Genomic DNA, 22366 nt, shown 5'->3' with positions numbered 1-22366 from the left:
GATCGAGACACGAGACACCGAAAGACGCGACGCCGGAAAGCCGAGACGGCGAGTCGCCGAGATCCCGAGGAGAGGCCCGTGGAGCAGACCCCCTATGACGAGTGGCGCGAGAGTGCCGTCGATCCCGCCTTCAGCGAGTGGCTGCGCTCGCTGAGCGAGCCGGAGTGGACGGCGGTGGTGAGCCACCCGTTCGCCGCGTCGATCACGCGGGGGGACGTGCCCGACGACGACATGCGCCGCTACCTGGTCCAGGACTTCCAGTTCGTCGACTCCTTCACCGCCCTGCTCGGGGCGGCCGTGGCCTGCGCGGACAGCTTCGAGTCGCGGGTGCCGTTCGGCCAGTTCCTGGGCGAGATCGCCACCACCGAGGAGCTGACCTACTTCCACCGGGCCCTCGCCGCCCTCGGCGCCACCCCCGCGGACATGACCTCACCCGAGCTGGAGCCGGTCACGGCGGACTTCCGCGCCCTGATGGACGAGGCCAGGACCAGCCTGGACTACCCGCTCGTTTTGGCGGTGCTGTGCGTGGCCGAGTGGGCCTACCTGGGCTGGGCCTCCCGCGCCGAGGAGCCGCTGCCGGACAACTTCGTGCACCGCGAGTGGATCGAGCTGCACGAGGGCCCGGCCTTCCGCGCCTGGGTCCAGTTCCTGCGCGGCGAGCTGGACCGGCTGGGCCCCGAGCTGGGCGAGGAGGGGCGGCTGCGCGTGCTCGACTTCTTCCGCCGCGCCGTACGGCTGGAGCTGCGCTTCTTCGACATGGCCGCCGGTTCCTGAGCGGACGCCGGACGACCGCCCGCCCGCGTGGGGGAGGGACCTGTCAGTCCTGGTCCAGATCGCGGGCGGGGGTGGTGTAGGGGGCCTGGCCGGGCCGGTAGACGCCTTCGGTGCCCACCTGGGCGGCGTGGACCTCCTCGTCCGGGGCGTACAGGCGGATCTGGACGCCGTCGGGGTCGGTGACGCCCATCGCGTGGCCCGAGGACGCCCGGAAGACCGGGCCGTGCGGGACGCCGAGGGCGTCGAACCGGGCGGCCCATTCATGGAGCCCCTCCAGGGTGACCTGGAGCGCGAAGGGGTCGGCGTCGAAGAGCGCCCTGGCCAGGTCGGGGTTCTCGCGCAGCGCGATCTGGAAGGCCGCGCCGGGGACCGTGAAGCTCATGCCCCGGATCACGCCGTCGTCGTCCTCGAAGCTGGTGTGGTGCTCCAGTCCCAGGACCCGTTCGTACCAGGAGCGGCTCCGCTCCAGGTCGCTCACCCAGATCTTGAGGTGGTGCACACCGGTCAGTACGGCGTTCAACTCGTCTCCTCAGGGGGCCTGCGTCGTCGTGACGGTCGTGGTGAAGAGGTGCTCGCAGAATTTCTTCCGTGCCTGCGCCCGGCTGAGACCGAGGTCGGCCTCCTCCCTGTCGAGCCCTTCGAAGCTGTCGAAGCCGAGCCTGGCCGCGGCCCTGGTCTCGGTGCCGGGCGCGAGGCGGGCCGTGAAGACGATCCGCCCCCGGTGCGGGACGTGGCTTCCGGTGGCGCACCAGACGCCGTCGGAGCGCTCTCGGCAGCGCAGGACGGCGATCCGCTCGCCGGAGCCGTCGAGCAGCACCGCCCGGGTGGGGCCCCGCGCGCCCTCGGGGAACCGTCCGCCCACCCAGAAGGCGCCCCAGTAGGGGGCGAAGGAGGGGGTCCAGGTCATGGAGTAGTCGAGGGTGTAGGAGACCCGGCCCGCCGCGTCCGGGCGCGGCACGTCTCCGGCCGTCACCTCGATGCCGATCAGCGGCTTGCCCTGGCACTTCTTGGCGGCGGTGACGCAGCTGGCCTGGGCCTGCGGCAGCGGCGACAGGGCGGCCGCGATGAGGGCGAGGCCCGCGGCGATCCCGAGAGCACGGCGCATGAGACCTCCTGTGTGTCCTGCCCCGAGAATCGTTTCCTGCCCGAGAATCGTGTCCTGTCCGAGAACGCTACATGCGCTCGGCTCCTCGCGTGCCCGAGATCAGCATAGTTCGCCTTCCGGGCCGGAAACGGGGACCTGACGGGGCGCCGGCCGCGGGAGGGTCCGGGCGGGCGGAGAGGAGGGGGTCCGCCGCCCACCCGGAAACGGTCAGATTACCCCGACAGACATGAGTTTGGCTCGCCTGCGCGCACAGGACTCGGCCGGATCTCCGGTGACCGCCCCGTTGCCCCGCACTCCGGGAGGGACGGCCACCGCTCCGGGAGGGACGGCCACCGGGGTCGGGGTCAGCGTTCGCCGGGACCGGGAAGGGGGCCGCTCTCGTGCTCCGCCTCGTCCCTGGGCTCGGCGTACGGCTCGCTCTCGGGCGGGTGGCCCCCGGCGATCTGGCGCTGCCGCATGAGTTCGGCGTCGAACTCGGCGCCCAGCAGGATGGCCATGTTGGACAGCCACAGCCAGACCAGGAACACCACCGCGGCGCCGAGCGTGCCGTAGGTCTTGTCGTAGGAGCCGAAGTTGGCGACGTAGGCCGCGAACCCGGCCGAGACGACGACCCAGAGCAGCACGGCCAGCAGCCCGCCGGGGCTGATCCAGCGGAATCCCGGCTGGCGGACGTTGGGCGCGGCCCAGTAGAGCAGCATCACCAGGCCCGCGGCGATCAGCACCAGGACCGGCCACTTGGCGAACCCCCAGACGGTGACCGCGGTCTGCCCGAACCCCAGGGCCTCGCCCGCCACCTCGGCGAGCCTTCCCGTGAAGGTGACGGCCACCGCCGCCACGGCCATCAGGACGACGAGCACCAGGGTGAGCCCGATCCGCAGCGGGGTCAGCTTCCACAGGGGGCGCCCCTCACGGATGTCGTAGATCGCGTTCCCGGCCCTGACGAAGGCGGCGATGTAGCCGGAGGCCGACCAGAGCGCCACCAGCAGACCGGCGATCGCCAGGAAACCCCTCGTGCTGCCGCTGCCGCGCACCTGGTTCACCTGGTCCGTCACCAGCTTCGTGACGTCGCCGGGGGCGAGCGCCGCGACCTGGGACAGGATGGTGGAGATCACGTCCTGGCCGACCAGCCCGAGCACGGACACCAGCACGATCAGGCCGGGGAAGATCGACAGCACCGCGTAGTAGGTGAGGGCCGCCGCCCAGTCGGGCAGGCCGTCTCGCTGGAACTCCAGGACGGTCCGCTTGAGGACCCCCCACCATGCCCCCCGGGGCAGTTGGGAGGGGGTGTCTGGGACAAGGGCGAGCCGCCCCCGCGAATCGCCGGGGGCGGCCCTGTCGGTGCTGCCGGTCATCTACTTCTTCTTGTTCCTGCCTCGCCGCAGGACGCGGAAGACGACCAGGGCGAGCGCGGCGATCGCCGCGGCCGTCACGACGGGGCGCTTGCCCGCCTCGGTCGTGACCCTGCCCGCCGCGTCCTTGATCTCGACGGGGGTCACTTCCTTGACCCGCCCGACGACCTCGGGGGCGGCCTCCCTCACCTTGCCGACCATCTCGGGAGCGGCCACCTTGACCCGCTCCACCATCTCGGTGGCCGTGGTGGCGGTCGCCGCCCCCACCTTGCGCAGGTCGTCGCCCACCTGAGCGGCGGTCTCCTGGAAACGGCCCTTGACGTCGGTCTTGTGCACCAGTGCCTCCACTGTGTCGCCCAGTTCGCGGCGGGCTTCCTCGATGTCCCGCCGCACGCTTTCCGTGTCCTTCCCGTCGTCTCCGACGGTCTTGCCGGTCTCCGTCGCGCCGCCGGTGGCACCGGTGTTGGCGTACGGAGTGGTCGCCGCCGTGGTGTCCGGAACGGCGGCGAGTGTCGTATCTCCCGGGAGCCGGGGCGTGCCGTCGCGCTCGGACCCGGTGACACCGAGGTCCTCGCTGGGCGTGCCGTCCGGCTGGTTCGGCGGGATGTTCAGCGATCCGCTCTCCTCGGGCGTCACCGGTTCGTCGACGCCCTTCCTGCGGGATCCGGTGGTTCCGGCCACGGCCTGGGGCCGCTCGGGTCCGCCCGGGTCTGTCTCAGTCATCGGTGCGCCCTCTCTTTCACCGCGTCGATGTCGTCCTTGACGCTCTCGATGGTCCGTTCGGGGGTCGGCGGGGCGGCCTCGGCGACCTGGCGCTTGCCGAAGAACCCGAGCGCTCCGGCCAGGACCAGCAGCACTCCGCCCACGAGCGCGGCGGCCGCCCACGGGGGCATGACCTGCGCGAGGAACAGGATCACCGCGGCGATCAGGGCGGCCGCCCCGAACAGCGCCACGACTCCGGCTCCCCCGAACAGCCCCACGCCGATTCCGGCGTGCTTGCCCTTCTCCGTCAGCTCGGCCTTGGCCAGGCGCAGCTCGTCCTTGACGAGACGCGAAACCTGCTCCGACATCTGCTTGATCAGCTCGGACGTCGGGAGTGATTCCTTGGTGTTGGTCATGGGCTGCCTCCTCCCCTACAGGAAAGGACGTCTACCCCCTCCTCCCCCGGCAAACATGGACCTGGCTGCGATGATCACAGGGGGTACGGGGGCGACACCGCGACGTGGGGCGCGGCGAACCACTGCCCGGCCCGCGTTCCACCCGTTCCCCGGGCCCGGGGAGACCCGCTCCCCGCCGCCGCCGCACCGACCACCCCCTACCGTTTCATCGACCGATCGAGAGGCGACCATGACGAACATCGTGCTCACCGGCGGCACCCGGGGCATCGGCCTCGGCATGGCCAAGGCGTTCCTGGAGCGCGGTCACCGCGTCGCGCTGTGCGGCACCCGCGCCGAGTCGGTGGAGAGGGCCCTGGCCGAGCTGTCCGAGCCGTCCGGTTCGGACGGTTCGGCCGGGCGGGACGTCCTGGCGATGGTCGCCGACGTCGCCGACCGGAGCCAGGTCCAGGCCCTGTGGGACGCGGCGGCCGGGAGGTTCGGACAAGTGGACCTGTGGATCAACAACGCGGGGGTCTCCCACCGCAGGGAGCCGCTGTGGCGGCTGCCGGAGGACGAGGCCAGGACGGTCCTCGACGTGAACCTGGCCGGGGTGCTCAACGGCACGGCGGTGGCGGTGGCCGGGATGGCCGCCCAGGGCTCCGGGCACGTGTGGAACATGGAGGGGCTGGGCAGCGACGGCCGTACGGTCCCCGGGCTGGGCGTCTACGGCGCGACCAAGCGGGCGCTGACCTACCTGACGGGGGCGGCGGCCGGGGAGATGCCCCCGGGCGTGTCGATCGGGCTGCTCAGCCCGGGGATGGTGGTGACCGACATGCTCACCCACGACTACGACCCGCAGGAGCTGCGCAGGGCGAAGAAGACGTTCAACATCCTGGCCGACCGGGTGGAGACCGTCGCCCCCTGGCTGGCCGAGCGGGCCGTGTCCCGGGCCCGCAACGGCGCCCACGTCCGCTGGCTGACGACCGGCAAGATCCTGCGCCGGTTCGCCGCGGCGCCGTTCGGCGGCCGGGACGTGTTCGGCGAGGGCTGAGCCCCACGCCCCGCACGGGCCCCCGGGGAGGTCGATCACTCTCGCGGCCGGGATACGTCATGATCATAGGGAGGCTCGCGTGTCCAGTGGTGGAAAAGTAGAGGTACGGGCGAAGATGAGCCTCTTGGGATAGTGCGTGGCACGATGAGCGCGATCAGGAAGGCGGCAGACTAGAGATGGCACAGATCGTCGGCGGCGGAAGCCCGGTCAACGACGCCGAGCGACGGGTCATCGCGCACCTGCGAGACAACGCCCCGGACGACTGGCTGCTGCTGCACAACATCGAGGTGCCCCGCGGGGACGACACCTTCGAGGTGGACGTGATCGTCCTGACCGGCCACTCGCTCTGCGTCATCGACGTCAAGGGCACCCGCGGCCGGATCGAGGTCGCGGGAACCCGCTGGTTCCCGCTGCGCCGGGAGGCGTTCGGCTCCCCCGTCGCCAAGCTGCGCGGCAACGGGCGCGCCCTCAAGGGCCTGCTCACCCAGGAGCGCCGCGAGCTGGACCGGGTCTACGTCGACAGCCTCGTGGTGCTCACCGGGGCCGACGCGGAGCTGGTCGACCCCGCCGGCCGCGACTCGCGGCACGTCACCGACCTCGCCGGGCTGATCGGCACGCTGAGCGACGTCTCCCGCGTGCGGCGCGGCCACACCACGGACACCGCGCCGTACGGCACCGCGATCATCGAGGCGCTCAACGGGAGCGTGCGGCGCTCCACGGCGCCGCCGCGCTTCGGCAGCTGGGAGGTGGAGGAGCAGCTGGGCGGCGACACCCGGGTCACCGAGTACCGCGCGATCAACGCGACGGTCCCGGGCAGCGAGACGGTCCTGCTGCGCGTCTACCGGGCCGACCCGCTGGCCGAGGAGGAGCCGAGGGCGGCCGAACGGCGGCTGATCACCAACGCCTACCAGGCCCTCACCAGGATCCCCCCGCACCCGTGCGTGGTGCGCGCCCGCGACTTCTTCGCCATCGACGACGAGAGCCGGTTCGTGCTGGTCCTCGACGACGTGCACGGCCAGGCGCTGCACCTGCACCTCACCGCCCCCGCGTCGTCCCCGTCCACGCTCTCCACCTCGGCCCGGCTGGACGTGGTGGAGGACATGCTGCTCGGCCTGGCCCACGTGCACGCCAACAACGTGATCCACCGGGCGCTCAGCCCCGCGTGCGTGCTGGTGACGGAGGAGGGCCGGGCCATGCTCACCGGGTTCGACTACGCCAAGCCGGGCCCCCGCGCGCACACCGTGGCCAACGAGCTGCCCAACATCCTCGACACCCATTACGCGGCCCCCGAGTGCCAGGCCATGCCGGAGCGGATGACGTCCGCCTCGGACGTGTACGCGGCCGGGGTGATCGCCTTCCAGCTGCTGACCGGGAAGCTTCCGCCGATCACCCCCGACGCCGAGCCCGCCTCCGGCGAGGCGCCCGTGGAGATCCCCGTGGAGGTCATGGACCTGCTGCGGCGGATGCGCGACCACGCGACGGGCAAGCGTCCGGGCGCGGCCGAGGCCCTGGCCGACCTGCGGCGGGCGCGGCGGCCCCGCCCGCCTGCCCCTCCGGCCCCACCGGCTCCCCCGGACCCCGCCACGCGGCACTCCGGCGTACCGGATCCTCGTCCCCGAGACCTCCGCTCCCACGACGGTTCCCACGACGCCGCGCCCCAGGATCCCTCGTTCCAGGATTCCCCGTTCCAGGATTCCCCGCCCCTGGACTCCCGTCCCCAGCGCCCCGGTCACCCTCAGGCCCCGGCTCCCGGGGACCCCGTCGTCCCCGGGACCTCCGGCCTCCCCGGGAGCCCTGGCGCGGCTGGTGTCGAGCGGCCGGAGGACCACGGGCCGGAACACCACCCGCGGGACGCCCGCCTCCGGGCGCCCGCGCAGCCCGCGCAGCACGAGGACGAGCCCTACGAGGGCCTGCCGGCCCAGGAGCCGCTGTTCGACAGGCTCAGGACGAGATTCCGGCGTATCACTGGAAAACAACCGTAGAAGCTCACCGCAAAACAATCGTAAAAAAGCGAATCGCCCGCGCGGGAGCCGGGCCCGGACTCACGGCCGGTGCCTGGCTCACCGCCGGGCGGGCGGTCAGCGGTGGATCAGTGACGAGTCAGCGGCGGGTCAGCGGCGGGTGTGGCCGCCCCGGAAGCGGGCGAGGAGCCCGCGCAGCTTCTGCTGGTTGCGCGGGTCGCGGGCCATCGCCCTGGCCTTCTCCATGTTCCGCTGCCCCTGAGGGGTGCGCAGGTAGTTCCGGACCCGGTCGATCAGCGATGCCATGGTGTCCTCCATCTGTCGGAAACCTCCGACTACCCGGTGAGACCGTTTCCAATCACCTTCCGATCACCGCGGGCACCGGCTCCCGCCCGGCTCAGGAGTCGACGAAGTCGCCGGGGACCATCACCCGCAGGCCGTTGGGCACCGTGCGGATCATGATGGGGGTCATCAGGCGGACCTCGCCGTCGACGTCGGCGGCCATCGGCGGGTCGGTCTCCAGGTACATCTCCCGGCCCACGACGAAGGGGCCTCCCGCCAGGCTGCGCCAGCGGCCGCTGCCCGCGCGGACCATGGTCTCCAGCAGCAGGCGCAGGCGCTTGCCCGAGCCGAGCTGGTAGGCGACCAGGCGGCCGTTGTCGATGCTGATGTCCCTGGCGACCTGCCAGCCGCCGTGGAAGCGGCCGTTGGCGATGTTGAGCTGGTGGGTGAGCAGCTCGTGGCGGCGCCCGTCCACGGTGAGGAAGGCCCGGAACGGCTGGTGGCCCGGGAGGACCGTCAGCGCCGTGAGCGGGTAGGCGGCGCGGCCCAGGAGGCGCTTCACCCCGTGCCTGACCTTGCCCGCGACCTCCACGGAGACCCCGAAACTGGCCAGGTTGGCGAACTCGCGGTCTCCGGCGACGCCCAGGTCGATGTCGGCGACCTTTCCCGTACGGAGGACCTCGACGGCCCCGGCGAGGTCGAGGGGGACGCCGAGGCTGCGGACGAAGTTGTTGGTGGTGCCCAGGGGCAGCACGCCGAGGGCGACGTCGCGGTGGGCGACGTGCTTGACGGCGGCGCTGAGCGTGCCGTCCCCGCCGCCCACGACGAGCAGGTCGGGCTCGTCGGCCAGGGCCTGCTCCAGGGTGGCGCGCAGGCGTTTGGTGTCGACCACCGGGAAGAAGCGGAGCGAGTCGAATCCCTGGGCCCGCAGCGCGCGGACCACGGCGGGGTAGTGGCGCCGGCCCCGGCGCGAGCGCGTGTTGACGACCACGCAGACCCTGCCCTTGGTCCGGATGGCCTCGGTGTGCTCGGCCTTGCTTCGAAGCTCTCCCACGCTGCCCCTATCCGATCGGGTGATTGCCCGTTCAAATGTTAGGGCCCCGCCGTCGGTGACGGCGGGGCCCCGGTGCCCGTGGGCGTCGGTCGGCCCGCTGGGCGGGACGATCTACTGCTTGGGCGGGGTGACCTGCACGATCGCGCCGAGGTTGCCCGGGAACGGGGTGACCAGCTTGAGCTTCACGCCCAGCGCCTTGCCCTCGTCACCGGGGTTGCCGGAGCCGAGGACGTGGCCGTTGCCCATGTCGGTCCCGTACAGCTCGGTGGCCGGGGTGCCGTCGGCGTTGACGACCCGGGTGCTGTAGAGCTGGTCGCCCTTGGAGGGGACGACCGTCGAGGCGTCGAAGTCGCGGTAGAACAGGCTGGTGCCGCGCGCCTCGAACCCGGGGTACCAGGTCTTGGCGTCGGTGAACTCCGAGACGCCCTTCTGCGCGGCCACCTTGGTGCAGTACTCGCTGAAGGGCTCGCCCGGCCCCTCGAAGCACTCGGTGAAGGGGTAGGTCTTGGAGAAGGAGAAGGCGGCGTTCGAGGTCTGCACGCGGCCGTTCATGTTCTTGAGCGTGGTGGTGTCCTTCTCGGCCGCCGCCCCGGTCCGCCGCAGCGGGTCGAAGTGGGAGTCGACGAGGATCAGGCTGCCCTTGGAACCGATGCTCGGGGCCAGTTCGAGGTTGTTGGCCACCGAGTTGTTGCTGTAGTTCGAGTCGCGGTACCAGACGAGCAGGCCGGGGGCGTTGTACTTGACCTTCTCCACCTTCCACGCGCCGTCACGCGAGTAGTTGGTGGTGTAGGTGTACTGCAGGCCCTTGTCGAACCCGTCGAAGTTGCGCCACTCGGCCAGGTAGAACCGGGAGACCTCGCGCTTGCCGTCGTTGACGACCCAGCCCGCGCCGGTGGTGCCGTTGAAGGTGCCGCCACTGGCCGTCCAGCCGGTGGCGCCGCTCTCCAGGTCGTCGCTCCAGACGGTCTGGGTGCCGTTGGTGAGCGCGAAGTCGTCGACGTGCCAGCCGCGCGGGGTGAAGGCGGCGTCGGTGTTGTAGGTCAGGCGCAGCTTGACGGTCTTGCCGGCGAACGGGGCGAGGTCGACGTAGTCGTGCCGCCAGCCGTCGGTGTTGCCGGTGAGGCCGTACTTCTTGTTGCCGAACGCCGCGAGGTTCTTGTTGGGGTCGGTGTAGCCGTCGTCGGTGGAGACCAGGGCGCCGCCCTCGGTGTAGACCTTCTGCTGGGCCCAGGTCGTGCCGCCGTCGGTGGAGATCTCGACGAAACCGAAGTCCCAGTCTTCCTCGATCTCGTAGTTGTTCCACATCCAGAACTTCAGGTCGGTCCCGGCGGGCACCTGGACGTCACGGCCGATCTTGACGTTGGCCCACTCCTGGTCGAAGTTCGACCAGAAGGTCTTGGTGCCGCTGTGCGGCTCGACCATCGTGACCGGGGGGCTCGTCAGGTTGACCCTGACGCCGTCCTGGGTGAGCTTGGGCGTACGCGAGGCCTGGCCGATCGTCACCAGACCGCCGCGGTCGCCGGGGTTGAAGACCTTGGGGTTGGCCCAGCCGAGGATCCACTTGCTCCAGATGCTCATGTGGGAGGGCATCGACTGGAAGATCGGGCCGCTGTGCGAGCCGCTGGACATCAGGTCCCAGAAGTCGACCGCCGAGGAGGCCTGGCCGCTGGTGTCGTAGAGGTCCGGCAGGCCCAGGTCGTGGCCGTACTCGTGCGCGAAGACGCCGACGCCGGAGTCCTCGGGCTGCACGATGTAGTTGGAGATCTTCACGTTCTTGCCGGGCACCTGGTAGCCGCCGGCCACCGCGCTGGAGTGCGCCCAGATCGCGTAGGTGCCCTCGGCGCCGCCGTCGGAGGACTTGTCCTTGCCCGCGTGGACCAGGACCAGGTGGTCGACCACGCCGTCGGGCTCGGCGAAGTTGCCGTCGCCGTCGGCGTCGCCGACGTCCTCGAGGTCGTAGTCGGCCCAGGGGAAGTTCGCGTCGGAGGCGGCCAGGGTGTTGACCGCGTCGATGGCGAGCTGGCCGGCCCCGAGCGGGTTGTCCGGGTGGCCGCTCATGTCCTGCACCGGCTGGCCGCAGGCGCGGGCGCCGTAGTAGGCCTCGGAGTGCGGGACCTTGATCCACGGGCTGGCCTGCCCGGTGACCGTGTAGGCGCCCTTGGACATCTCCTCGTACATGTTCTTCATGGTGTGGCCGGAGATGTCGATGCCCTTGCGGCCGTCCCGGGGGTCGGTCAGGTCGGTGCGGACGCGCTGGGTGATGCCCTGCTTGGTGTAGAGCATCTTGTTGAAGTGGTCGGGGCTGAAGTCGGGCACCCAGAAGCTGTTGTTGTCCTTGTGGGACAGGGTGGCCGGGTTGGGGATCTTGTTGTGCAGCGGGCCGTTGAGCAGCGTGCCCGGCGGCTCGGTGACGCACTCGGCCGGGTCCTCGCTGTCGACGCCGCCGGGCCGCGAGAAGCCGGAGAAGTCGTCGTTGGCCTTGTCGTTGAACTCCACCAGCAGCGTGAGGAGCTTGGCCGTCTTGACGGTCTTCGACTTCTTGAAGATGAAGTCCGCCGGGTTGACGCCCGTCCTGATCGCCTGGGCCTCACGCTGGGCCAGCACCCGCGCGGCGACGGGGTTGCCCTCGGAGTGCTTCTCGGCGAACTTCTTGGACGGGCTGACCTTGCGCGCCTTCGCCGACGGCACGGCCGGGTCGTCGACCTCGGGCTCGTCCCTGGGGGGCGCGTAGTTGATGTAGTAGTCGGCCGCACTCGGCTGGTACCGCGCGACCGAGGTGTCGCTCTCGGCCGACGCACCGCCCACAGCCAGACCCGTGACGGCCAGGCCGATCACGGGGACTATCGCGAGAAGCCGCCTGCCGGCGCCTCCGCTGCTGACTCTGCCGGACAACGTGTCCCCTTCCCTGCGCCCGGGTTGGCCGGACGCGTCACACTCACCGGCCCGCCGTATGAGCGCGCCGAACCGGGAGATTAGACGAGAAGGTAAAGTTAGAGTCAAGAGTCCAAATGATGTTGCGAAAATGCAATAAAGCATGTTTTGTCCGGAGAAGGCATGTTGGCGCAGGCCGTACAGTCCAACGTGTGACCGCTATCTCCGAACTCGTCGCAGCGCTCGCACCGGAGAAGGTGCTGACCGACCCCGACGTGACCGACTCCTACGCGCGGGACCGCACCTTCCTGGAGCCGGGGAAGCCCCTGGCCGTGGTGCTCGCGCACACCAGGGACGACGTGGTCGCCGTGATGAGGTGGGCCACCGAGCACCGGGTGCCCGTGGTGCCCCGGGGGGCCGGGACCGGCCTGGCGGGCGGGGCGACCGCCGTCGAGGGGTGCGTCGTGCTGGCGCTGCACAAGATGGCGGCCATCAGGGAGCTGTCCCCCGCCGACGAGACGGCCGTGGTCGAGCCGGGCGTCATCACCGCCGACCTGGACCGGGCCGCCCGCGAGCACGGGCTGATGTACGCCCCCGACCCCTCCTCGTACGAGATCTCCACCATCGGCGGCAACCTGGCCACCAACGCGGGCGGGCTGCGCTGCGTGAAGTACGGCGTGACCCGCGACTCGGCGATGGGCCTGGAGGTCGTGCTCGCGGACGGGCGGGTGATCAACACCGGCAGGCGCACCGTGAAGGGCGTGACGGGCTACGACCTGACCGGCCTGTTCGTCGGCTCCGAGGGGACGCTCGGGGTCATCACCGCGGCGACGGTACGGCTGCGCAGGGCCCCGTCGGTCTACCCGGCGACGATCGCGGCCGAGTTCACCTCCCTCAGGGACGCCGCCGCCGCCGTCTCGGCGATCATCGCGGCCGGATGCCAGCCGTCGCTGATGGAGATGCTCGACCGCAACACGCTCAAGGCCATTGACGACTGGCGGAACATCGGGCTGGAGGAGTCGACCCGGGCGATGCTGATCGCGCAGTCGGACGCGGCCGACGGCCCCGCGGTCTCCGAGCGGATGGCCGAGCTCTGCACCGCCAACGGCGCGGCCTTCGTGGCGGTGTCGTCGTCGGCGCAGGAGGCCGAGGAGCTGATCGGGGTCCGGCGGATGGCCTACCAGGCCAAGGAGCGGCTGGGCAAGTGCCTGGTGGAGGACGTGTGCGTGCCGCGCTCCCTGCTGCCGGACATGATCGAGAAGATCGAGGCGATCGCGGTCAAGTACGACGTGCTGATCACCACGGTCGCCCACGCGGGCGACGGCAACCTGCACCCGGTCTTCATCTTCGACCACGCCCTGACCGAGCCGCCGCCGCAGGTGTGGGCGGCGGCCGACGAGCTCTTCAGGGAGACCCTGGAGATGGGCGGCACGCTCACCGGCGAGCACGGCGTCGGGCTGCTGAAGCGGCGCTGGCTGGCGCTGGAGACCGGGCCGGTCACCGAGGAGATCCACCACGGGATCAAGAAGGTCTTCGACCCGCTCGGCATTCTCAACCCCGGCAAGGCCATCTGAGCGGACCTCCACGTCGCGGACTTCTACGCCGCGAACTTCCACGCCGCGGGCTTTCACGCCGAGAGCTTCCACGCCGCGTGCTTCCACGCCGCGGCAGATCTCCATCAGCACTCACGCTGGTAGCGTTCTGCCACATATAAACCATTTTTTCAGGGCTTGTTCGGGGTTTGTTTCGGGGGAACATCATGACAGAGCCGCTCACCGGGGAGGATCCACCGCGGCTGGGCTCGTTCGAGCTGGTCGGACGGCTCGGCGAGGGCGGCCAGGGGGTCGTCTACCTCGGGCGGGGGCCCGGGGGCGAGCAGGTCGCCGTCAAGCTCCTGCACCACGGGCTGGCCGGCGACCCCGAGGCCAGGGCCCGCTTCCTGCGCGAGGTGTCGGTCGCGCAGCGGGTGGCCCGGTTCTGCACCGCGGCCGTGCTGCACGCCGACCTGGCCGGCAGCCGCCCGTACATCGTGAGCGAGTACGTCCCCGGGCCGTCCCTGCGCCTGCTGGTCGACCGGGAGGGGCCCCGGCGCGGCGCCTCCCTGGAGCGCCTGGCCGTCAGCACGGCCACGGCGCTGTCGGCGATCCACCGCGCCGGCATCCTGCACCGCGACTTCAAGCCCGCCAACGTGCTGATGGGCCCCGAGGGCCCGGTGGTGATCGACTTCGGCATCGCCAGGGCGCTGGACTCGCCGGGGATGACGGCGACCGGGGTGGCGATGGGGACCCCGTCCTACCTCGCGCCCGAGCAGCTCGGCCCCGGCGAGGTGACGTCCGCGGCCGACGTGTTCGCCTGGGGCGTCACGATGGTCTTCGCCGCGACCGGTACGCCCGCCTTCGGCCAGGACTCCATCGCCGTCGTGATCAACCGGATCCTGAACGCGCAGCCGGAGCTGGGCCCGCTGGAGGGGCCGCTGCGCGACCTGGTCGCGGCCTGCCTGTCCAAGGATCCCGCCCGGCGGCCCACCGCCGAGCAACTCGTCAGCCACCTGATGGGCGCGGGCCCCACCACCCCGGTCCCCCGCCCGGCCTCCTTCCCCCTCCCCGGAGCCGTGAGCGGTCCCGGGGCCCTGCCCGGTCCTGGAGCCGTACCCGGCCCTGGAGCCGTGACCGGCCCTGGAGCCGTACCCGGTCCTGGAGCCGTACCCGAGACGACCCCGAGGCAGGCCGGACCGCCGGCGGCCGGGCACGGCGCGCGGGGCGGGCCCGGGCAGGGCGGACCGGGACAGGACAGGCCTGAGGCGAGGAAGGCACCCCGCCCCGTGGGGCTCATGCTCACCGGGGTGGCGGTGGTGGCCGCGCTCGGCGTGGCGGCCGGGGCCGTGGTGCTCCTCCAGGACGACGGGAAGGCCGCGGCGACGCGACCGGCGGCGTCCCCCGCCGTGTCGGAGACCGCGGGCCAGGAGCCGACGCTCGTTCCGGAGGAGTCCTCCCGGCCCTCCGCGACGGCCTCGGAGGAGGAGACCGGGACGGTCTCCTCGATCACGCCCCACCCGTCCCGGCGCACCCCGCGGCCGCCCTCCCGACCGGCCGGGGGTCAGGACCACGCCACGGGAAGGCCCACGCCGAAGCCCAGCGGATCCCCCTCGCCGACCCCCGAGCCGACGGCCACCACCCCCACGCCGACCCCGTCCGCGAAACCGACGAGCAAGCCGACGACCAAGCCGACGACCTCGCCGCGGCCGAGCGGCACCCCCAAACCCTCGTCGTCCCCGAAGCCGAGCTCCAGGCCCACCACCGCGAAACCGACGGTGAAACCCACCGCCACCGCCAAGCCGAGCCAGAAGGCCAACCCCTACACGGCCACCGGCGTCTGCGGGAGCGGCTACAAGGTGGTCAACTCCAGGGCCCTGGGCGGCGCGGCGACCGTCTATCTCCTCTACAACACCGCCCAGGCCAGGAACTGCGTCGTCACCATGTCCAGGTACGTGTTCCCCTCCAAGATCGCGATGAACGCGACCCTCCAGGTGAAGGGCGGCTCCACCGCGAGCAACCCCGGCAGGTTCACCGCCTACGCGGGCCCCGTGCGCCTGCCCGCGGCCAAGAAGTGTGTGATCTGGGGCGGCTCGCACGGGTCGTTGTCATGGAAGAGCGGCTGGAGCCACTGCGGCTGAGCACGGAGAGGGTCGCGTGCTTCACAGGTCCTCATCGCCTGTCGACGTCTTCCACGGCCTGACGGGACAGCGACGGGACAGCGACGGACACAGTGGCGCCGCCGGAGGGCCGCGAAGGCCGAGGAAGGCTACGAACGCCTGTCCGTCAGCGGAAGCCGGAGGACGAACCGGGCACCACGCGGTGAGTCCTCGATCGTGAGGGTTCCGTTGTGGGCGTGGGCGATGCCTCGCGAGATGGCCAGGCCGAGCCCGCTGCCTCCCGGCTCTCTGCGCCGGCCCTCCTCCAGCCGGACGAAGCGCTCGAAGACGCGCTCCCGGTGCTGCGGCGCGATTCCGGCACCGTCGTCGCACACGGTGATGACGGCCGAGCCCTCCACCCGCCCCACGGTGACGTCGACCTTTTCCTCCGCGTGCCGCCGGGCGTTGACCAGGAGATTGTTGATGACCCGGATCAGCTGGATCCGGTTGCCCGGAACGTTCACGTCCCGGCTCGCGCCGACATGGACCGGTACGCCACCCGCCATGGCCGCCACCTCCCTCACCACCAGCGCGCCGACGTCGATCGGCTCGTACGCGGCCGGCTCCCCGGCACGGAGCCGGGCCAGCACCAACAGGTCGTCGACGATCGTCTCCAGCCGGTCGGTGACCGCCAGCGCCTCCCTGATGGTCTCGTGCGGGTCGATGTCGGCCGGGTAGAGCACCGCCTCCTCCAGCCGGGCGCGAAGAGCGGAAAGCGGCGTTCTGAGCTCGTGGGAGGTGGAGGAGGCGAACCGACGTTGCTCCTCGAACATGTTCACGTTGTCCACGGCGAGCCCGGCCCGGCTGGCGATGTCGCTGACAAGGGACAGATCGGCCGAGTCGTACGCCAGGGAGGTCTCGCTCCGGGCCAGGGTGAGCGCACCCAGCACCCGGCGCGGCGTACACAGCGGCGCGATGATGACCGAATGGGCTCCCAGCTCCTCGTACAGCCGCCGCCGCTGGACGCCGCACTCCTCCGGGTCGGTTCGCCCGGCCAGGTCCGCGGGGCCGAGCAGCACCGCGGGGCCGCCGCGCAGCACTCGCGCCATCGGCGCCTGGGAGGTCTCCGGAAGCGCCGGAAGCGGCCCCTCCCACCGCTTGTACTCGACAGCGCCTCGGCCGTGTTTGACCACGACCGCCACCCTGTCCACCCTGTCGCCGCCGGGGCCGAGCAGGTCGATCATCGCCCAGTCGGCCAGCCGGGGCACCACCAGACGGGACAGCCGCCGCAGCGCCTCGTCCACCTCCAGGGTGGAGGCCAGCACGGTGCCGGTCTCGGCCATCAGCGACAGCCGGTCGGTCAGCTTCTCCAGTGCCGCCAGGGCGACCGCCTGCTTGTGTTCCACGGCCTTGTGCCGCGACAGGTCGTAGAACAGGACCACCGAGCCCACGTCATTCTCCCCGCCCAACGGGAGCGGGGCCGCCATCACGCCCACCGGGACCAGGCCCCCGGATCCGCGAGTGAACCACGCCTCCTCGCTGCGGACGTACACCCCCTCGGCGAACGCGGCCAGAACCTGGCAGTCCTCCCGGGGCACCGGGCTTCCGTCGGCGTTGCGGTGCAGCAGATCGTGGGGGTCGGCCCCGATCAACTGCCGTGCGGGACGATCGAGCAGGCTCTCGGCGTACGGATTGACCAGGAGAATCCTCCCTGCGGAGCTGACCACGTACAGACCCACACGCAGACCGTGGAACAGGGCCCTGACGACTCCCTCGCTGAACCCGTACCTTGCCCAGTCCTCCAGGTCGTTGCCGGCTGTCATGGCGGTCCCCCTTACCCACCATCTGCCCAACCCGTCAAAACGGCGAATAGTCCCCCTTAGGGTATTTACCTTAAGAGGGACTGCCGTATGAACCGGGGAGATCCTTCGTAAATCGTTCTCGACCCACGAGGCACGTGCCCTTCAGGTCGAGGCGAGCCCCGACAGGACAGGGGAGAGCCGGAAACGCCCCGCACCTGGCGAGCCGCTCTGATGAGTCACGTACGGCCGCGCGGAGCCCGGCGATCTCCTCAGCCGGAACGAGACAGGCGATGGTCGACAGCGGCGCATGAGCCTGCGGTTTCTCACGAGAGAACCGCCCCCCCCGGCTTTTATGATCGAAGTGTGACCGGAAGTCATAGGCGTCCCAGACGCGGCGGCCTGCACCTCAGCAAAGAACAGCTCGCGCTCCTCACGCTCCTGGGCCTCGTCATGGCGACGGTTTCCTCCTCGTCCGACGTGATCGGGATCTTCGACTCTCCGCCGCCTGTCGTGGTCGTGGTTCCGTCGCCGACGGCATCCGCCCCAGCCGGGAGCGCCGACGAGATGATCGCCTACTTCCAGGCGTCAGAACATCGTTCGTCGTCGATGGCCCAGCGAACACAGGCCGAGATCGAAGCCCTGGCCGGTTTCGTGGGGCCCGGTGACCGCACGGAAATCGTCGAACGAATCAGAGAACTCAGTGTTGAGAAAGCGGATCACGAAACGGATGCCAGGTATTTCCACCGGGCACTTCATCGATTGACCGCTGATACCTGATGTCCGAAGCGCCGACGGGCCGTCTTTGACGAATTCCGCATTCCACGGGAATGTTCAACGGTCGCCCCGGATCGCCGCCGGCCCCGGCTGTCGTGCGAGTAACGGGACGTCAACCGTGCCATCGGTGACCTTTGAGAGGCTGGAAGGTGCTGAACAGGCCGCGCTGTCGCCCGCATCGAGCGACCGCGCCCGTACGGGCGATCCCTTGTGCCGCGGCTCGCGGAGGAATGCCGCTGTTCAGGATGAAACGGTTCCTGTCGTGTCGGTGGGTGCTGCGAGCATGGCGGGATGATCACGCCTCCTGACGACTACTCCTGGTTCTCTCCCGAGCGTTTCCCCGAGTTTGCGGATGCCTACTGCTTCACCTACGTCCGCGGCCTGACGCTTGAGGAAGTGGTGACCCGGCTCGGCGTCCGGGTCGAAGACTGCTCTCGCGTGACGCTTGACGAGCTGGTCCGGTGGCAGACCTTCGGTGCCGTCGCCGTCGGGGACTGGGTGCTCCTCGTCGAGGCCTGCAGCGGTCTCGGCATCACCGAAGAGATCATCATGCCGCTGTCGGCGGGCACCCGTCTCGTCTCCCACTTCTACCTCGACGTCGACGTCATGGACTACTTCTACTGGATCGACGACGGAAGGATCCGGTTCGAGTTCGCGTACCAGGAAGGCTATTCCCACTGGATCGAGGACGGCAGGCTCCAGTTCATGTTCAGGCCTCATGAAAGCTACTCGGAGGAGATGCCGGACGAACTCGCGGAGACCATCGAGCGGATCGACTCCACCTACCCACCGCACACCGACCCCCACAGAGGGCCGGCGTTCCTCATGGCCGAGCGCCTCACCGGGATCACGATGACGCCGCGGCTGCTGCAGGAGTCCACTTACCTGGGCGGAGTCGTTCCCGGATCGAGGTGAGCGGGACCCGCCGTCCACGGCCCCCGCGGGTCGGCCGCGGACGGCGGATCACTTCGCCGCACGCTCCCGCAGGCTTCACGGGGGCACCGTTCTCCGCGAACCCGCCGTACCAGGCCATCAGGCCATCAGGCCATCAGGCCATCAGGCCATCAGGCCATCAGGCCGGAAAAGCCGCACTTCACTCTCATCGCGGCGGCGCCGGGAGCGAAGTTCACCAGCGTGAGTACCGGCCGGGCCGCACAGGCGATCCACGAGCGCGTACGGGCGCCGCTGGAGCACGAGCGGACCGCGCCCCCTCTCCGGGCCCGGCGGAGCCGGCCGCCGACATCATCGGGGCGGTGACGTGCTCCGGCCGGACGCCCGGAGCGTGGAGCAGTGCCACGCGTATGACTTCCGGCAGAACTTTCCCCTGCAGGCCGGCGGGCCACCCACAAGAAATTCACAGAAGCGAAATACATTCAGCAGTCAGGACATATTTCCATTGTTGAAAAATTCATTTAGGGTCCGTTGACGAGAACGGCGCTTTCGCATGTCGATCATCGGGTAGCTCCTGCTTGCCGCCGCCGTCGCGGTTCAGGCAATACGATTCCCTTGAATTACAAAAGACATGGAATGCAATGACTCCTAGCGGTAAAAAAATGGACTTCGGCCATTATTTCCGGCAAACGTGCCCGAAATTGGTCCGTCGCAGCAACAGCAATCGGCGCCGTCCTGGCGCTTTCCTGCCAGACCCCGGCCGGTGCCGCCTCCGACACCACGTCAGCCCTGCTTCTCAACACGCGGACCGTCGCCAAGGAGATCGCCCCGGCCCGCAAGGCCACCGGTAGATCCGGCCATTCGCGTATCCGTGCGATGGGAACCGTCGCGCGGAAGGCCCGCGATGACGGCAGGAAGCGCTGCGGGTGCCGCGACGGTCATGACGGCGAGTGACGCATCCGGAGCCACCGAAACTCCTCGGCTTTCAGATCGGTTGTCCCATGTCGGTGGCCACCATCGAAATCGCCCGCGGCCTGGACGAGGAGCCAGGCCGAAGGGGGGCGCGCCATGCGCCCCCTGGGCTCGGGGGCGAACCATCTGCTGGAATCGCATCCCTGCGGCGATCCACCCGGCCGACACCCCGGTGCGGTCCGGCGTACCCACGCGCGAAGGTGTGGGGGGTTGAGGAACCTCCGTGCGGAACCGGCGACAGGAGCGTTGTCGCGGATGACAGGGCTGACCGATCCCCGGCTCCTCCGGGGCGCCGCACGTCAGCCGGGAGGCCGTCATCGGCGCGTCGCGTGACGTGCTCACCGTACCGCCGGAGCGGTCGCGCCGCCGGCCGTGCGGCGACGGGCGGTCAGATCCGGCGCAGGCGGCGGATCGGCGGGATGAGCAGGAGGGCGGCGCAGACGGCGGCGGTGACGCCGGTCGAGACGAACAACAGGTCCCGGGGTTCGACGATCGAGGAGACCGGGCCGACGAGGGCCTGGCCCACGGCCACGCCCGAGACCGAACCGGCGACCTCGTAGGCGGTCACCCGGTTGAGGACGTCCGGGGCCACCTGCGTCTGGACGCTCGTCGACCACATCACCGACCAGAACGCCCAGGACGCGCCGCCGAGCAGATGGCCCGCCATCAGCGGGAGAAGCGGAAGCTCCAGGGCGACCGACAGCGGGATGCAGATGAAGCCGATCATGGCGACCGCTCCCGCGGCCAGGGGGCGGGCGGGACGGAAGCGGATCGCGACCAGGCCGCCGATCACGGTGCCGGCGCCGAGGGCGGCCATCGCCCAGCCGTAGGCGGCCTCGCCCAGGCGGTCGCCGATCAGCCGGGAGCCGAGCGGGATGTAGGGGCCGAAGACGAACATGCCGAAGAAGACCCAGACCAGGATCACCGACCACATCCAGCTGCGGGAGCGGAACTCCACCCAGCCGCGCCGCAGGTCGACCAGGACCGTCGAGGACTCCCCCGCCCTGACCCCGGCCCCGGGGGCGAGCCTGATCAGGGCGAGACAGAGGCCGCTGAGCAGGAAGGTGGCCGCGTCGAGGGCGTAGACGGCGCCCGCGCCGGTCAGCGCCATCAGCAGTCCGGCCAGGACCGGGCCGCCGAGCTGGGTGGCCGCGTCAGCGATCTTGAGGGTGCCGTTGGCCCGCTGGGGGTCCTTCGCGACCAGCGGGACCATGCCGTTGACGCCGGGCTGGAACATCGCGGCGGCCGTACCGGACAGCGCGGAGGCGACGATCAGCAGCCACAGCGGCGGGGTGCCGGTGAAGAACGCGACGGCGAGCACGCCCTGGGTGACGATCCGCACCAGGTCCGCGCCGATCATCATGGCGCGCGCGCCGAACCGGTCGGAGAAGACCCCGCCGAACAGAACGAACAGCACGAAGGGCGCCGTCCAGACGGCGAGAACGTACCCCACGCCCGAGACCCCGTAGACGGCCCCGACCGCCAGTGCCGTCGCGACCGGCATCATGGCGTCGCCCAGCAGCGACACCACCCGGGCCGCGAAATAGAAGGAGAAATCCCTGGTCCAGAGCGTGGGCGGGGCGCTCGGGGCATCTTCACGATCGAGAATCGCGGTCATGTGACGAACTCCATGACCACTCATTCTGGATATCTACATACATCCCCACAGACGCCCTGAGTGACATTATTGGGTACATTCTTGCCATGAGGCATCGCGTGGTCGCCCTGGTGGGTCCCGTCCAGGAGATGTACCCGGTGACCTGCGCGTCCGCCGTGTTCGGCCACCACGGCCCCGACATCCCCCAGCTCTACGACTTCCGGCTCTGCGCCGAGCGGCCCGGCCCGATCCCGACCACGCTGGGCGCCGACATCGTCGTCCACGACGGCCTGGAGGCCCTGGCGGAGGCCGACACGATCCTCATCGCGGGCTGGTGCCCCGGGCCGGACTTCTCCGCCGAACTCGGCGCGGCGGTCCTGGCCGCCCACGGCCGCGGCGCGCGGGTCGTCGGGATCTGCGCGGGCGTCCACGTCCCGGCGGGCCTGGGCCTGCTGGACGGCCGCGGCGCCGCGGCCCACTGGGAGCTCACCCACGAGTTGGGGCGGCTCTACCCCAGGGTCCGTGCCGACGCGACCGTCCTGTACGTCGACCACGGCGACGTCGCGACGGCGGGCGCCACGGCCACCACCGTCGACCTGTGCCTCAACCAGGTCAGGCGCGACCACGGCGCGGCCCTCGCCATGCGGATCGGCCGGCAGCTGTCGGCGGCCCCGCACCGCGAGGGCTGCCAGCGCCAGTACCCCGCGCTGCCGACGACCGGGCCGGTCCCCGACTCCCTCGCCCCGCTCCTCGACTGGATAACCGCCAACCTCGACCGGCCGCTCACCCTGGAGGACATGGCGGCCCGGTCGGGGATGTCGGCGCGCACCCTCAGCCGCCACTTCACCGAGCAGCTCGGCATCTCCCCCGGCCGCTGGCTGCTCGACCGGCGCATCGCGGGCACCCGCGCCCTGCTGGAGGAGACCGACCTTCCGGTGGAGACGATCGCCCAGCGCGTCGGCCTGTCCTCGGCGGTCAACCTGCGCCGCCGCTTCCACAAGGCGCTGAGCACCACCCCGGCCGCCTACCGGCGCTCCTTCCGCTGACCGGGCACCAGGCTCGGTTCGCCGGGCGTACGGCGGCGAACCGAGCCGGGCGTACGGCGGCGAACCGAGCCTGGTGTGCGGCGGCGAACCGTGCCGCCGCCACCGGCGC

Annotated in this window: 18 protein-coding genes; 8 read left to right on the top strand and 10 right to left on the bottom strand. The window is 70.7% G+C overall.

The window, feature by feature from the left end:
- Positions 1 to 78: 78 nt before the first annotated feature.
- Positions 79 to 774: a TenA family protein gene (locus AC5L38_RS02465; RefSeq protein WP_495241082.1), complete on the top strand. Its 696-nt coding sequence runs from the start codon at positions 79 to 81 to the stop codon at positions 772 to 774.
- A 43-nt stretch (positions 775 to 817) separates the two neighbouring features.
- Here AC5L38_RS02465 and AC5L38_RS02460 read toward each other — a convergent pair whose 3' ends face one another.
- The 5 genes from AC5L38_RS02460 to AC5L38_RS02440 all read right to left on the bottom strand — a co-directional run bounded on the left by AC5L38_RS02460 (position 818) and on the right by AC5L38_RS02440 (position 4346).
- Positions 818 to 1294 (bottom strand): VOC family protein, encoded by a 477-nt coding sequence (locus AC5L38_RS02460; protein WP_495241081.1) that lies wholly within the window; start codon positions 1292 to 1294, stop codon positions 818 to 820.
- A 9-nt stretch (positions 1295 to 1303) separates the two neighbouring features.
- Positions 1304 to 1879, bottom strand: coding sequence for a hypothetical protein (locus AC5L38_RS02455; protein WP_495241080.1), 576 nt, complete (start codon positions 1877 to 1879; stop codon positions 1304 to 1306).
- A 344-nt stretch (positions 1880 to 2223) separates the two neighbouring features.
- A complete protein-coding gene (locus AC5L38_RS02450; protein ID WP_495241079.1) occupies positions 2224 to 3231 on the bottom strand; it encodes a YihY/virulence factor BrkB family protein in 1008 nt (335 codons plus the stop codon).
- Complete coding sequence (locus tag AC5L38_RS02445; RefSeq protein WP_495241078.1) at positions 3232 to 3951, bottom strand: DUF3618 domain-containing protein; 720 nt, start codon at positions 3949 to 3951, stop codon at positions 3232 to 3234.
- Entirely contained in the window at positions 3948 to 4346 is a 399-nt protein-coding gene (locus tag AC5L38_RS02440) for a phage holin family protein (protein WP_495241077.1), read from the bottom strand. Before AC5L38_RS02440 ends, AC5L38_RS02445 begins: the two co-directional genes overlap by 4 nt.
- A 229-nt stretch (positions 4347 to 4575) precedes the next feature.
- On the opposite strand from AC5L38_RS02440, the gene AC5L38_RS02435 reads away from it, so the two are divergent.
- A complete protein-coding gene (locus AC5L38_RS02435; protein ID WP_495241076.1) occupies positions 4576 to 5376 on the top strand; it encodes an SDR family oxidoreductase in 801 nt (266 codons plus the stop codon).
- A gap of 176 nt (positions 5377 to 5552) precedes the next feature.
- Entirely contained in the window at positions 5553 to 7358 is a 1806-nt protein-coding gene (mads6, locus tag AC5L38_RS02430) for a methylation-associated defense system protein kinase MAD6 (RefSeq protein WP_495241075.1), read from the top strand.
- A 129-nt stretch (positions 7359 to 7487) separates the two neighbouring features.
- On the opposite strand, the gene AC5L38_RS02425 is transcribed toward mads6, so the two are convergent.
- The 3 genes from AC5L38_RS02425 to AC5L38_RS02415 all read right to left on the bottom strand — a co-directional run bounded on the left by AC5L38_RS02425 (position 7488) and on the right by AC5L38_RS02415 (position 11565).
- The gene (locus tag AC5L38_RS02425) at positions 7488 to 7643 is read right to left on the bottom strand and encodes a hypothetical protein (RefSeq protein WP_495241074.1); all 156 of its coding nucleotides are present in this window, start codon (positions 7641 to 7643) and stop codon (positions 7488 to 7490) included.
- 91 nt (positions 7644 to 7734) lie between these two features.
- Positions 7735 to 8673 (bottom strand): diacylglycerol/lipid kinase family protein, encoded by a 939-nt coding sequence (locus AC5L38_RS02420; RefSeq protein ID WP_495241073.1) that lies wholly within the window; start codon positions 8671 to 8673, stop codon positions 7735 to 7737.
- Positions 8674 to 8784: 111 nt separating this feature from the next.
- Complete coding sequence (locus AC5L38_RS02415; protein WP_495241072.1) at positions 8785 to 11565, bottom strand: immune inhibitor A domain-containing protein; 2781 nt, start codon at positions 11563 to 11565, stop codon at positions 8785 to 8787.
- A gap of 191 nt (positions 11566 to 11756) precedes the next feature.
- Here AC5L38_RS02415 and AC5L38_RS02410 point away from each other — a divergent pair, with 191 nt between their 5' ends.
- The gene (locus AC5L38_RS02410; RefSeq protein ID WP_495241071.1) at positions 11757 to 13118 is read left to right on the top strand and encodes an FAD-binding oxidoreductase; all 1362 of its coding nucleotides are present in this window, start codon (positions 11757 to 11759) and stop codon (positions 13116 to 13118) included.
- 185 nt (positions 13119 to 13303) lie between these two features.
- Positions 13304 to 15217 carry a serine/threonine-protein kinase gene (locus tag AC5L38_RS02405; RefSeq protein WP_495241070.1) on the top strand — a complete coding sequence of 638 codons (1914 nt, stop codon included), beginning with the start codon at positions 13304 to 13306 and terminating at the stop codon, positions 15215 to 15217.
- Positions 15218 to 15345: 128 nt separating this feature from the next.
- On the opposite strand, the gene AC5L38_RS02400 is transcribed toward AC5L38_RS02405, so the two are convergent.
- The gene (locus AC5L38_RS02400) at positions 15346 to 16998 is read right to left on the bottom strand and encodes an ATP-binding protein (protein ID WP_495241069.1); all 1653 of its coding nucleotides are present in this window, start codon (positions 16996 to 16998) and stop codon (positions 15346 to 15348) included.
- Positions 16999 to 17340: 342 nt separating this feature from the next.
- Between AC5L38_RS02400 and AC5L38_RS02395 the strand changes: the two genes are divergently transcribed.
- Entirely contained in the window at positions 17341 to 17754 is a 414-nt protein-coding gene (locus tag AC5L38_RS02395; RefSeq protein WP_495241068.1) for a hypothetical protein, read from the top strand.
- A gap of 288 nt (positions 17755 to 18042) precedes the next feature.
- Positions 18043 to 18666, top strand: a complete 624-nt coding sequence (locus AC5L38_RS02390) for a DUF6461 domain-containing protein (protein WP_495241067.1) — start codon at positions 18043 to 18045, stop codon at positions 18664 to 18666.
- A 1336-nt stretch (positions 18667 to 20002) separates the two neighbouring features.
- Here the strand turns inward: AC5L38_RS02390 and AC5L38_RS02385 are convergent.
- A complete protein-coding gene (locus tag AC5L38_RS02385; protein ID WP_495241066.1) occupies positions 20003 to 21232 on the bottom strand; it encodes an MFS transporter in 1230 nt (409 codons plus the stop codon).
- A gap of 86 nt (positions 21233 to 21318) precedes the next feature.
- Between AC5L38_RS02385 and AC5L38_RS02380 the strand changes: the two genes are divergently transcribed.
- Complete coding sequence (locus AC5L38_RS02380; protein ID WP_495241065.1) at positions 21319 to 22257, top strand: GlxA family transcriptional regulator; 939 nt, start codon at positions 21319 to 21321, stop codon at positions 22255 to 22257.
- Positions 22258 to 22366 lie beyond the last annotated feature (109 nt).

Source organism: Streptosporangium nanhuense (assembly GCF_059358815.1).
Note: the sequence above shows the minus strand (reverse complement) of the source record. Positions and strands in the feature narration are given on the sequence as shown.